This is a genomic window from Acinetobacter sp. YH16040_T, assembly GCF_024605785.1.
Classification (GTDB): domain Bacteria; phylum Pseudomonadota; class Gammaproteobacteria; order Pseudomonadales; family Moraxellaceae; genus Acinetobacter; species Acinetobacter amyesii.
In genome coordinates this window covers 865,630-877,755 of sequence record NZ_CP094541.1, presented here as the reverse complement: position 1 = coordinate 877,755, position 12,126 = coordinate 865,630, and the positions used below count along the sequence as shown (strand labels likewise).

The following is a 12,126-nucleotide window of genomic DNA, read 5'->3' as shown; positions in this document are numbered from 1 at the left end:
GAAAGTCCTCAAATTTGGCGCCTAGCATATAAGATTTAGCAAGCTTTTGCTGCGCTGATTTACTTATTTCTCCGCTTTCTCGGCATCAATCCGGCACTGCATTAAGCGATCTTCAAATTCGAGCCATTCACGTTCAGTCTGGTAAATAATTTCGACACGATTATCGATACTTTCCTCGCTTGACTGATAATTAAACTGATCGGGATTAAAGTTAAAGGTTTTCCATCCTTGGTCTGTCTGAAAAATACCTTTGATTCTTAGCCAATCTTGCTGTTCACAGAGTAAGTCCAACAGCTCAAAAAAGTCGAAAATCCATCGTTTTGGGAGTTTCCAACCTGCCACACTATAGCCCTGAGCGGATTCAACATAATGATAAGGCAACTGTTTAATTTCTGTGGGCACATCGACCAACGTTTGCTTTTGTATTGCCAATAAAGGCTGAATTTTACGAGGACTTCCCACATAGGCAAGATCAATATTTGTCAGTTTTAAATCACCTTTGACAACATTGATCCATTGCTGCTGATACGGTAAATACGCTAGTTTCAGTCGTTCTAAACCAGCTTGATCGGCATCACTCATACAATCAACATGAGACACCACAACGATTTGTGCCACTTTGAGTTGATCGGCATACAGGTTTTGCGAAGTCCACTCTTGATCATGTAAGCGTGAGCCATCGACCACGGTCACCAATGCTCGCATAGCTAAATGCGGATGCCAATGTGGCTCAGTCAATTGCTCCAAAAGTTGTCCCGGATGCCCCAAACCTGTCGGCTCAATAAACAGTCGGTCGGGTTTCACCTCTGACAATAACCGTGACAACGCAATTTGCATCGGCAGTTGGCTGCTACAACATAGACATCCACCCAATAATTCCTTCACCGCAAAGCCCTGATCTTGCGGCAACATCTGTTGATCGACCCCAATTTGCCCAAACTCATTCATCAGTACGGCCCAAGTTTCGCCCGCTGGCTTTTGCTTTAATAACTGCTGTAAAACTGTGGTTTTACCCGCACCTAAAAAGCCAGAAATAATATGAACCGGAATCGCACCGTGGGTAGAAACTAATTTCAAAAGTGAGTCACTCAAATAAATAGCCAATGATTGATGGCCTTTACCATAATGATTTCAAAAAAATGCTGCAAGCCTAGTCTTCATTTCTCCGTCTTCATTTTCCTAAAGCATAGATCAGCCTAGTATCCGAGGCATTGAATGATGATCTGGCTGTTAAACAGCCTATTTATTCCATTTGCATGAATGCATGACATATCTGGTCACATTTTATTGGCAAAGTTAACTCTTATATCTCTGTACACGACAAAAATAGATAACTCATTGAAATAATGTCACAATAATTGTTTTCTAACGACGAATACTATGACACATCTCAATGAGTTATATCTTATCTTAAACAAATCTCTAAAATGGAACAAGTCACATTTAAAGTGCTTTGCGCTCATCATGCTTGTGATTATTTTAAAGCAAACATGTAATCTTTCTTCTGCATCTAAAGCCTTGCCCATCAAGTGCTTACCACAATCATTTTATCGACGTATGCAGCGCTTCTTTGCAGGTCAGTATTTTGATTATCGTCAAATTTCTCAGTTGATTTTCAATATGTTTTCATTCGACCAAGTGCAACTGACTTTAGATAGAACCAATTGGAAATGGGGAAAACGAAATATTAATATCCTGATGCTCGCAATCGTTTATCGTGGAATAGCGATACCTATCCTTTGGACATTGCTTAATAAACGTGGAAATTCAGATACGAAAGAGCGTATTGCTTTGATTCAACGCTTTATAGCCATTTTTGGTAAAGACCGTATTGTGAATGTGTTCGCAGACAGAGAGTTTATCGGTGAGCAGTGGTTTACATGGTTAATTGAACAAGACATCAACTTCTGCATTCGTGTTAAAAAAACTTCATTGTCACCAATCATTTAGGAAAGAATCATAAAATTAGTGATTTATTTCGCCATCTTAAAGTTGGTCAAATTGAATGTCGTAAACGACGGATTTTGGTTGGTCGGGTGAAACTATATATAAGTGCACTACAGTTAGAAAATGGAGAGCTTTTACTCGTCGTTTCTCCTCAGTTTAATGCCAATGCTATTCAGGATTATGCATTACGCTGGGAAATTGAAACCTTATTCAGTTGTCTCAAAGGACGCGGGTTTAATCTTGAAAATACGCGCTTGACAGACCCTAGACGAGTGAAAAAATTGATTGCGGTGTTAGCTATAAGCTTCTGTTGGTGTTACTTAACGGGTGAATGGCAACATAATCAAAAAAAAGCGATAAAAATAAAGAAGCATGGACGACTCTCAATGAGTTTATTTCGCTATGGTTTAGACTATGTTCAAATGGCGATTCAGCGTTTAATTGGTTTTGGGAAAAAAGAAGAGTTTAAGGAAATTTTGGCAATTTTAAGAAAGCAGAATCCTGATAGGATAAGGGTTCTGTGAAATTTGTCGTGTACAGAGCTCTTATATTTAAAAAAATAGCCATATCGAAAAGAATCCTTACATTTGGATTTTAGTGAAAATTCTGGATTCAGCTTAATTACGACTTCGATGTAATCATCATGTAAACAATGAATGAATCATGAAGTCGATTTGGTCATTTTTTCTTGCAAAGTTAAATGAAGATTCCGATATTTTTTTTACATTTAAAACACAGGATGGACGGTTATGTATTCATCCAGTTAACCAGTCTGTTTCATTTTGTTGCTCGCATTGATCACTCGGTTTTCTCGATTTAGCATGAGTTCTCTCCTGATGGACGTGATGATCTTTTCAGGACTTACTAAAATATATAAGGATGCTCAAAATGAAATTAACTCAAATTTTACTTGCTTCTACTCTAGCTGCTGCAGCTGCAACAAGTTTTGCTGCGAGCAAAGATAAACAAGAAGCACCTGAACAAGAAAAAGTAGTGGTTAGCACTCAAGAACAGCCAGCGACTGAAACAACTGCTGCTGAAGGTACTGCTGCTCAACCTGCTTCAGAAGCAAATGCTGAAGGTTCTGCACCAGCTCAACCTGCTCAGTAATAGACGGATAGCGTACTCCACACGCTAAATTCATTTAGTCTGCTGCTCAACATTTATCCCTCACTAATAAAATGTTGTGCTAAATGAATTAAAGTCGCCGGATCATTGAAAAATGGTTCGGCTTTTTTATGCTCAAAGCCACTGATTGATAGATTTTAATGATCGATAAATCATTCAAAATGATTGATGATTTTCATATAAATAAATATATATCATTCACTTAAAATAAAACCCTGCAAAAAACACGACAATTCGATTCATCGTTTCGACTTATGCCTAGCTTGTTGAGAGTCTCTGTTTAGAACTTAATAGTGGCATATGTGAAGTGATTGGATGTTTACGCATGAGCAATAAAGCAAATTACACAACGGAAGTTGCCATTCTGGGCGCAGGTCCTGTCGGCTTAACCATTGCAAACTACTTAAGTAAGCAAGGCGTCAATGTCACTGTGATTGAACAACTGGACAGCCTGATTGACTACCCACGTGCGATTGGTATTGATGATGAATCATTACGTACCATCCAATCATTAGGTTTAGTGGATCAAGTGTTACCGCATACGACACCGAACCACGCGATGCGTTTCTTAACCCCTAAAGGCCGTTGTTTCGCAGACATTCAACCGCTCACTCGTGAATTTGGTTTCTCACGTCGTAATGCCTTTATTCAACCGCAAGTCGATAATGTACTGCTACAAGGTTTAAAACAGTACGAAACCACAAATGTTTTATTCTCTCGTCAATTGTCTGATTTTAGCCAAGATGCCAATGGTGTAACGCTCAATATTCAAAATAAAGACGGTGAAGCTGAAAAAATTCAAGCGCAGTATTTGATTGCTTGTGATGGTGGTAACTCAGTGGTACGTCGTACCCTCAACATCGGCTTCGATGGTAAAACTGCACCGAACCAATGGATCGTGATCGACATCAATAATGACCCACTTGCAACGCCACACATTTACCTATGCTGTGACCCTGTGCGTCCTTATGTATCTGCTGCACTTCCACACGGTATTCGTCGTTTCGAATTTATGGTGATGCCTGGGGAGACTCAAGAAGAATTAAGCAAACCTGAAAACATTGCAAAACTTTTGTCGAAAGTACTTCCAACGACCGATGGTATTGAAGTGATTCGTCAGCGTGTTTATACCCACAATGCCCGTATTGCAGATAAATTCCGTGTAGACCGTATTTTACTTGCAGGCGATGCTGCGCACATCATGCCAGTATGGCAAGGTCAAGGGTATAACAGTGGTATGCGCGATGCGTTCAACCTTGCGTGGAAAGTTGCAATGGTTGTACAAGGCAAAGCTGGCCCTGCGCTTTTAGATACGTACCAAGTTGAACGTAAAGATCATGCCAAAGCGATGATTGATCTTTCTGTAATGGCGGGTCATGTCCTTGCGCCACCAAAAAAATGGCAAGGTTTCGTGCGTGATGGTATTGCCTATGCGCTCAATTACATCAAACCGATCAAGCAATATCTATTGGAAATGCGCTTCAAACCAATGCCGAAGTACAACGATGGTGCATTGATCAATAACGGTGTTAAAGACTCACCTGTGGGTAAAATGTTCATTCAACCACATGTTCAACTTGAATCTGGTGAGAAAGTCCTACTTGATGAAGTCATCGGTAACGACTTTGCAATCATTGCTTGGGGCGTCGATCCAAAATGGGGTCTGTCAGATGCGACCATAAAAAAATGGCAAAAATTGGGCGTTAAATTTATCCAAGTATTGCCTGCTGTTCAGCTTAGCAATGAAAATCGCACCAAGTACGACAATGTAATTACGATTGGTGATATTGGTACTGATATTCGTGGTTGGTTTGGTAAAACCACTGAATCTGTTACGATTCTTCGCCCAGACCGTTTTGTTGCAGCGATTGCAATTCCACAAAATTTAGATAGCGTGAGCCAACAATTGTTTGCAAAATTGCATGCTTAATAATCTAAATAGATCTGCAAGAATTAAAAATCACCATGCATAAAGCATGGTGATTTTTTTCTACAATCACTATAAACATCAGATGCTATAATCGTTCAATACATAATTATAAGCTTCGCAAAATGCAAAAAAGATTTCAGAAATTATTCATTTATAGTTTGTTAGGTTTTATTTTTATCTGTTCACTCATTTTCGTAGAGATACATCATTTTCATGCCAATAGTTGGTTAGCTATTTTCGTTTTTTGCCTCTGTTTTCTTATTTCTTTGAATTGCTATTTATTAGGCTTAGAAAAAGATGTGAACAAAAACGAAGAATCTAATTTTTTGTCCTTCCATTTATACATTTCATTTTTTTATGCAGTTATTGCCAGCTTTTTTCTCACCACAGTGATTCTTGCTTTATTTGCATTACAAACTCAATATTTTGGTCAAGATAAAAATATCATTCTAAAAGGCCAAGTCTATTCACCCACATTTACACTAGAAAAGAAGCCCTGCCGAACTCGCCTTAAATTTCCCGAAAGTGGTTGGTCTACCTTCGCGTATCTCTGTCTAGATACCAAGAAACATAACTTTTCTGGTTATTACAAACTCCATTTGAAAACCAGTTTCGCAGGGGCTGCGGTTCAAGATTATGATTGGATTGATGATCAATTAACATATCAGCAGCATCGTGCCTTAGATATGGATCCACATCAAAAAAGACTGCTTGAAATATATGCCAAACTTGAAAGAGATTTAGGCCCACCTCTATCTGATGATGAAGCCCATGATTTTTTAAATAGAACCAACAATGATTGAGTCTATTTAATTTAGCTCAACATTTGCCATACATTATCTAGGCAATAATTAAAATCGCTTTACCATCTTAGTGATTGATATTTAAAACTCTTTCTTTGTAGTTCCAAAGAAAGAGTTACATGATTAGACATATAGCAACGCCACGTTCAGCCAACAATCAAATAAGCATCCAAGTTAAACCGACTGAAACCAATGCACATCTTTTACCGATTCACGTTGCTGAATCTGCTGAATAAAAGGTTTAAATTCATCTAAATATGGCAATATTTTGAATGAAATTGCATACACCATCCAATAAGCCAAATACAAATCTGCTGCGCTAATTTTATCCCCCAACAGATATGGCTGGGCCTGCGCAAGCCCTGTTTTAATAAAATCTAAAAGTATTTTTTCATTACCAAAACTCAAACTGCCACGTTTCTCATCCATCAACTCAGTGCTAATGCCGACATTTTTCATATCCATGTATTCAGTCAGCGGACCATGACAGAAAAACATCCATTTCAAATATTCACCCCGTTTTGGATCATCCAAGGCGGGAGCTAAACCTTTTTCACTAAATTTATCGGCTAAATAACTAAAGATGGCAGCGGTCTCACTAATCACGACAGTGCCATCGACCAAGCAGGGAACTTTGCCCATGGGATTAATCTTTAGATATGCCGCTTGATACATCTCTTCATATGGCACTTCAATAATGTCAACTTCTGACTCGATGTCTAATTCTTTTAATAAAGGCAGAATGGTATTACTGCGTGAGCGTGGATTGCTGTAGAGTTTCATTGTTGGGTTCATTGTAGATATCCTTATTTTCATCCTTGTTGTTCTGTCTATTACTATACGCGGCTTTATGTAGAATTATGTTGCGTTCATCCGTGCTTTAAACACTTTCCGATACAATACGCCCGACTAATAATTACGCTAAATTTGAATTTATATTTAAAGCAAAAAGTATTTACTCCGACTTTCTGATAATCAAACAATTGAGCTCTACATCGATGAAAAATAAATATTTAATTGCCATGTTTACGGTGATTTTAATTTCAGGCTGTTCCAAGAAAACCGAAGAAATGGCAACTGAAGCCAGCGCAGATGCACAACCTGCTCAAGTCAGTACACAGCAAGATCAAGCAGCGGAAAGCACTTCCAATGAGCCGTCTACCACGCCTGCAACAACACAAAAACCTGAAACTATTTTAAATGAGCAGGTCAACCCAGCCGAAGCCTCACGTAAAATGGTACGAGAAGCCAATGTCAGTTTTGAGTCGAAAGATGTCGTTAAAACGGCCTTAGAAATTGAAAAACTGACGCTAAGTTTAGGCGGCTTTATTGAACAGAAAAATATCGACTTTATGGTGCAAGAGAGTCAATCCTACCCGATTGCTGACGGCAAAATTAAAATCTTCGAAAAAGTAAATCCGCAAGCGGAAATGATCATTCGTGTGCCAAGTGAAAAAGCTGCACATTTCGTCAATCAACTGTTGCCACTAATGCATTTTTTGAACCGTCAGCAATATTCGGCAAAACGCTATGAGCTAAAACTACTCGAAGAAAAAATGTCGCAAACACAGGTCGTGCCCGACCATGTTTCTGCAGCGCAAGTCAATGAAATCTCACGCCTGACCCGCTTAGAAGTTCAAGATCGTGTCCGCTATAGCACGATTGTGATTAGCTTTACTCAACCTGCCACTGTCCGTGAACATATCGATATTAACCTTGATGCTGTTGCGCAGTTAAATGGCGATAGTTTCTGGCAAAGAGCATGGTACGGTATACAAAAAGGGTGGCAATTTGTGTTGAGCCTGTTGGTTGTTCTCATTACGATTTGGCCACTCTATCTGATTATACTCATCGGTTTGATTGCCTACCGCGTGATGAAACCCTATTTACAAAAATGGTTTAAATAAATCAGAGTGACAAAGGCTATGTATCATTGAGTCTTTGATTAAAAATACGATAAATAAAAAAATCCCGAAACTCTTAATTCGAGATTTTTTGTTTAACTGATGTTACACACGTAAAAGTACTTTCGCATTTTTAATATGCATTTTAAGTCTATTCGACGGAGTCTTATATCTAGGGATTGAATAAAGGGATTAGCCTTCGGCTAGAGGTACTCTTACGAAACATTGTTTCTCATTCGGCAAAATGAGAAGCGAAGCTTCGCAAGGAAACCATTTTGCGGAGCAATGCTCCTCACCGCAAAACTCGTTCACTACCGTCAAATTATTCAGAGTATCGCAAAAACTTTTTGATTAGAAGTTGTCCTGTCTCAAACACTTGCGGATGACCTTACCGCGTATCGTACTTTATATTTGAATCAAATTGCGCTTCTGATGTTACTGCGTAACATCAGTTATTTAGATCTTACGGCAATATGTAAAAGCTTAGAAAAAGCCCATATAGAACTGCTCTTTTAAGACTTTTAAAATCAATTCGATTGCATCATTTTTACGATCTTTTCGATAGCTCGCATACAAACCAATGGTCGGCAAAGGTTCAACGGTACTTTTAACCAATATTTTATCACCGAGCAATGGAATCACATAAGACGGTACTAAACTCCAACCGACACCCATACCGACCAAATTGACATTTAACAAAATATTGGTCGAATGCTGCACCAAGTTCACATTCAGTTTATTTTGCTTAAAGAAATCTTGAATAATTCGGTATAGCTCAGGTGATGAATGTTCATCACTAATAATAAAATCCTGATTATTCATGTTTTTAATGCTAATGTGCCGCTGTTCTGCCACAGGCGAATTTTTCGGTACAATCAGCGCCAAAGGCTCAGTAAAAATCTGAACAGATTCTATATCAGGGCTTTCTTCGACATAACGGATAAAGGCAATATCAATTTCCCCTTTACGCACTGCACTGATCTGATCGACATCCATTAAACTATGAAAATGAATTTTTAACTCAGGAAACTGAGCACGGATATTCGGCATGATATAAGGAAAGACCTTCATTTCAGCCACAGGAACAAAGCCGATATTCAGTTGTTCTTTACTGAGCTGCGCAATTTGACGCGCATCTATCATGGCTTTTTCAGCATGTTCTAAACTCAAACGCGCTTCTTTTAAAAAGGCCTGACCTTCTGCAGTCAACTCAACTTTTCGGTTGGTTCGCATCAATAATTGCACCCCAACTTCCTGTTCTAGGTCTTTAATTTGCTGACTTAAAGAAGGTTGCACAGTACACATTCGCTGCGCAGCCTTGGTAAAATTTAGCTCTTCGGCAACCGCAACAAAATATCGTAGATGTCGTAATTCCATTATTCAGCTCCTAAAGCACTGCGTTTAAATTGGTTTGCCACGAATAAACGATACATCCACAAAGTGAACAGCACCATCACCGCACAAAATAAATAGGTTGCCTGAAATCCAAAGTATGCAATTAGCACACCCATCATGACCGAACCAACAGCAAGGCCAATATCAAACAAGGCAAAAAAGGTGGATATTGCATGTCCCATTCGGGCTTTTTCTACCGTTTGAATCGCGACCGTTTGCAGACATGGGAACACTGAACCGTAGCCGATGCCCATAAAAACTGCCGATATCCAAAGCACCCATTGATTCGTGAGAAAACTCACAATCACCAAACCAATGGCAAAGCAAATAAAGGACGGATAGATGACTGCACTCGGGCCTTTGCGATCATAGACTTTGCCAACCCAAGGACGGACGACCAACATCGACACAGCAAAGACAATAAAAAAGATACTGGTATAAGCGAGTAAATGCTTCAACTCTGCATAAGCGGTGATAAAGCTCATCACACTTGAATATGCAAACGCAGTGAGTAGCGCCACAAAACTGATGGCAAGTACCCGTGTTTCGATCACATCACGCCATTGGATGGCAGCGGATTTGCTCGCTTGATCACTTGATTTAAGCTGTACGTGTTCTTGTATTTGAACTAACCACGTAAAAACATAGCCCACTGCAACCAAGAAGGCTAATACTGCAAATAAGGTACTAAAACTGCTGAATTGAATCATGCTCAGCGCTAAAAATGGCCCGATCACCACGCCTAAGTTGGTCGACATGACAAAGTAACCCATGCCCTCGCCTTTTCGGTGATCTGGAATGTAATCATTTACGATGGGAACATTGACCGTGGTTAATATACTGAACCAAAAACCATGTAAAAAACGAATGACCAACAACGACCACATGCTGTCAATCCACAAATAACTCAGCGCAAAAACGACAAAAATAAAGCCTGAAATACGTACAGAATTGGCTTTACCAAAACGCTCAATGATCATGCCGGAAAAGGGACGAATCGCAATGGATGACACCAAAAACAGCGTTAAAGCCATACCCGCTTGCTGAATCGAACCACCCAATTCTTTCATAATATAAATGGGTAATATGGTCAGCAGCGCAAAGTAATAGCTAAATAAAAACAAGTTATTACACAGACAAAAAACAAAAGACTTGTTCCATAGTGATGCATGATTTTGATGGATCATGATGTCCTTGCCTCACCACCATGTGTGGCTTCTGATTCAATCAGAATCGGCTTAAGCGCCAACTGCACCAGTCGCTTGATATAGTCTTCATCTGGCTGAGTATTAAAGAAAATGATCTGATAATGAATCGGGCCATACAACATATCTAACATCAGCTCAAAAGGATAATCCGCTCGAATTTCTCCACGTTGAATGGCCAATTGAATCAGCTCACGTGTCGCTTCGCGTCGAGGTAACAAATACTGTTTAAAAAACTCACCCGCTGCTTCACGATGCTCCGCCAAAACGACCAGCAATGCTCGACCCACATGCTGATTTAAAGCCCGTGATAGTTTGAGCAATTGTTGATTTAGATTGAACTCTAAACTTTGTGATAAATCGAGCTCAAACACCGACGCGGTGTGCGCTTTAAAAGCATCGAAAACCAGATCGGACTTATGGTTCCACCAACGGTAAATCGTCGATTTTCCCACGCCTGCGCGAGCCGCAATATCTTCAATGGTCATGCTTCGATAATCACTTTCCGCCAAAGCATCTGTGACCGCTTGTAAGATACATTGCTTACGCCGAGAAGTTTTTTCAGTTTCACTCATAATTTAAAAAACGAAACGATACGTATCGTTTTATATTAAACAGTATTGGACTGAATGACTATCTTTAACTGAGCTTTGAAGAATAAACTTTAGTCGCACACTCGGAATTAAAATCCTTACTGCACTATCCAAACAAATTTCAGATTAAAAAAAAGATCGCCTAAGCGATCTTTTCAAATATTCAGCCACCAAAGCGATTAGCTTTGTGTCGACTTTTTATAAATACTGCAAGAAGGATGATGATTTTCCTGTAAACGTGCCACTTTACGATGTTCCGCAGCTTCGAAACGACAACGTTTCCAGTCATTATCTAGATTCAATGCCGGAATTTGTTTCGGTTTACCTTGATCATCAACTGCGACCATTGTGAAATAGCAACTATTGGTATGACGCACTGTACGTTTTTGAATATTCTGCGCTTCAACACGAATACCAATTTCCATAGAAGTACGACCTACATGGTTCACACTTGCAAGGAAAGTCACTAACTCACCCACGTGAATTGGTTCTTTAAAATTCACTTTATCGACTGATAGTGTCACCACGTAGCTACCAGAATAGCGACTTGCACAAGCATACGCGACTTGGTCTAACAATTTTAGAATCGTTCCACCATGCACATTACCCGAAAAATTCGCCATGTCAGGAGTCATTAAAACTGACATCGATAATTCTGACTGGTCGTCTAGTGCATTCGCAATTTGATCTAATGGGGACATCTTGTTTCTCTAGACTCGTGATATAACAATGATTAATGTGATTATTATATAGATTTTAATCAAGATTAAATGTTCAAATCGGCAAAAAAACCATCATTATTATTTATAGTGATCATACCATCATTCAGTAAAATATATATCGATAACGATATACACCCGATAAACAAGTATTTATCGCGCTATCTATCAATTTTTTAATCCAAGCTATGCTGTGTTTTATATTTAAAACATATTCATTAAAACGCGTTGCTCCATCGATTCAACATAGCACGGCATTAAACTTAATCGTCTAAGACTTTTAACATCTCGAAAGATACGTTGTCATAGCTGGTTTTTTGTCCACCATCATTGGTACTTTCTAGCGTGTAAGAATTATCTACATGCACATGAGTGACAATAAACACGCTCTCTTCCATCATCGCAAGCTTTACTTTTTGTCCTACATCAAGCGTTTTCATCTATAGCCACCTTTAAAATATTTATTGGTTTTAAGTATTAATAACCTGATGATATTCTAAAC

Annotated in this window: 12 protein-coding genes; 5 read left to right on the top strand and 7 right to left on the bottom strand. The window is 39.1% G+C overall.

Features of this window, described 5'->3' with window-relative positions:
* Window positions 1–63: 63 nt before the first annotated feature.
* The gene (locus MST16_RS04165; protein WP_180011466.1) at window positions 64–1,077 is read right to left on the bottom strand and encodes a GTP-binding protein; all 1,014 of its coding nucleotides are present in this window, start codon (window positions 1,075–1,077) and stop codon (window positions 64–66) included.
* A gap of 303 nt (window positions 1,078–1,380) precedes the next feature.
* On the opposite strand from MST16_RS04165, the gene MST16_RS04160 reads away from it, so the two are divergent.
* From MST16_RS04160 to MST16_RS04145, 4 genes are all read left to right on the top strand, one after another.
* Window positions 1,381–2,471, top strand: a protein-coding gene (locus tag MST16_RS04160) for an IS4-like element ISAba1 family transposase (RefSeq protein WP_085940648.1) whose coding sequence is annotated in 2 segments (ribosomal slippage) — window positions 1,381–1,921 and window positions 1,921–2,471 — 1,092 coding nt in all. Because the reading frame shifts where the segments join, the coding sequence is not laid out codon by codon here.
* A 364-nt stretch (window positions 2,472–2,835) separates the two neighbouring features.
* Window positions 2,836–3,057, top strand: a complete 222-nt coding sequence (locus MST16_RS04155) for a hypothetical protein (RefSeq protein WP_078191424.1) — start codon at window positions 2,836–2,838, stop codon at window positions 3,055–3,057.
* A 343-nt stretch (window positions 3,058–3,400) separates the two neighbouring features.
* The gene (locus MST16_RS04150) at window positions 3,401–5,005 is read left to right on the top strand and encodes a bifunctional 3-(3-hydroxy-phenyl)propionate/3-hydroxycinnamic acid hydroxylase (protein WP_180011464.1); all 1,605 of its coding nucleotides are present in this window, start codon (window positions 3,401–3,403) and stop codon (window positions 5,003–5,005) included.
* Between the two features lie 122 nt (window positions 5,006–5,127).
* On the top strand, window positions 5,128–5,808 hold the full coding sequence (locus MST16_RS04145) for a hypothetical protein (protein ID WP_180011462.1): 681 nt from the start codon (window positions 5,128–5,130) through the stop codon (window positions 5,806–5,808).
* A 174-nt stretch (window positions 5,809–5,982) separates the two neighbouring features.
* Here MST16_RS04145 and MST16_RS04140 read toward each other — a convergent pair whose 3' ends face one another.
* A complete protein-coding gene (locus tag MST16_RS04140) occupies window positions 5,983–6,591 on the bottom strand; it encodes a glutathione S-transferase family protein (protein WP_180011514.1) in 609 nt (202 codons plus the stop codon).
* Window positions 6,592–6,806: 215 nt separating this feature from the next.
* Between MST16_RS04140 and MST16_RS04135 the strand changes: the two genes are divergently transcribed.
* On the top strand, window positions 6,807–7,715 hold the full coding sequence (locus MST16_RS04135) for a DUF4349 domain-containing protein (protein ID WP_180011460.1): 909 nt from the start codon (window positions 6,807–6,809) through the stop codon (window positions 7,713–7,715).
* 480 nt (window positions 7,716–8,195) lie between these two features.
* On the opposite strand, the gene MST16_RS04130 is transcribed toward MST16_RS04135, so the two are convergent.
* From MST16_RS04130 to MST16_RS04110, 5 genes are all read right to left on the bottom strand, one after another.
* Entirely contained in the window at window positions 8,196–9,089 is an 894-nt protein-coding gene (locus MST16_RS04130; RefSeq protein ID WP_180011458.1) for a LysR substrate-binding domain-containing protein, read from the bottom strand.
* Complete coding sequence (locus tag MST16_RS04125; protein WP_180064922.1) at window positions 9,089–10,294, bottom strand: MFS transporter; 1,206 nt, start codon at window positions 10,292–10,294, stop codon at window positions 9,089–9,091. The genes MST16_RS04130 and MST16_RS04125 overlap by 1 nt, the downstream gene beginning before the upstream one ends.
* Window positions 10,291–10,887 carry a TetR/AcrR family transcriptional regulator gene (locus tag MST16_RS04120; protein WP_180009821.1) on the bottom strand — a complete coding sequence of 199 codons (597 nt, stop codon included), beginning with the start codon at window positions 10,885–10,887 and terminating at the stop codon, window positions 10,291–10,293. Before MST16_RS04120 ends, MST16_RS04125 begins: the two co-directional genes overlap by 4 nt.
* Window positions 10,888–11,084: 197 nt before the next feature.
* Complete coding sequence (locus MST16_RS04115; protein ID WP_078191431.1) at window positions 11,085–11,606, bottom strand: acyl-CoA thioesterase; 522 nt, start codon at window positions 11,604–11,606, stop codon at window positions 11,085–11,087.
* A 281-nt stretch (window positions 11,607–11,887) separates the two neighbouring features.
* Window positions 11,888–12,064, bottom strand: coding sequence for a hypothetical protein (locus tag MST16_RS04110; RefSeq protein ID WP_180009822.1), 177 nt, complete (start codon window positions 12,062–12,064; stop codon window positions 11,888–11,890).
* Window positions 12,065–12,126: the final 62 nt, after the last annotated feature.

What these genes read in the sequence shown, in the direction of transcription:
- MST16_RS04135 (WP_180011460.1), top strand. Translation starts at nt 6,807, where the DNA reads ATGAAAAATAAATATTTAATTGCCATGTTTACGGTGATTTTAATTTCA.
- MST16_RS04115 (WP_078191431.1), bottom strand. Translation starts at nt 11,606, where the DNA reads ATGTCCCCATTAGATCAAATTGCGAATGCACTAGACGACCAGTCAGAA.
- MST16_RS04110 (WP_180009822.1), bottom strand. Translation starts at nt 12,064, where the DNA reads ATGAAAACGCTTGATGTAGGACAAAAAGTAAAGCTTGCGATGATGGAA.
- MST16_RS04125 (WP_180064922.1), bottom strand. Translation starts at nt 10,294, where the DNA reads ATGATCCATCAAAATCATGCATCACTATGGAACAAGTCTTTTGTTTTT.
- MST16_RS04120 (WP_180009821.1), bottom strand. Translation starts at nt 10,887, where the DNA reads ATGAGTGAAACTGAAAAAACTTCTCGGCGTAAGCAATGTATCTTACAA.
- MST16_RS04155 (WP_078191424.1), top strand. Translation starts at nt 2,836, where the DNA reads ATGAAATTAACTCAAATTTTACTTGCTTCTACTCTAGCTGCTGCAGCT.
- MST16_RS04140 (WP_180011514.1), bottom strand. Translation starts at nt 6,591, where the DNA reads ATGAAACTCTACAGCAATCCACGCTCACGCAGTAATACCATTCTGCCT.
- MST16_RS04145 (WP_180011462.1), top strand. Translation starts at nt 5,128, where the DNA reads ATGCAAAAAAGATTTCAGAAATTATTCATTTATAGTTTGTTAGGTTTT.
- MST16_RS04130 (WP_180011458.1), bottom strand. Translation starts at nt 9,089, where the DNA reads ATGGAATTACGACATCTACGATATTTTGTTGCGGTTGCCGAAGAGCTA.
- MST16_RS04150 (WP_180011464.1), top strand. Translation starts at nt 3,401, where the DNA reads ATGAGCAATAAAGCAAATTACACAACGGAAGTTGCCATTCTGGGCGCA.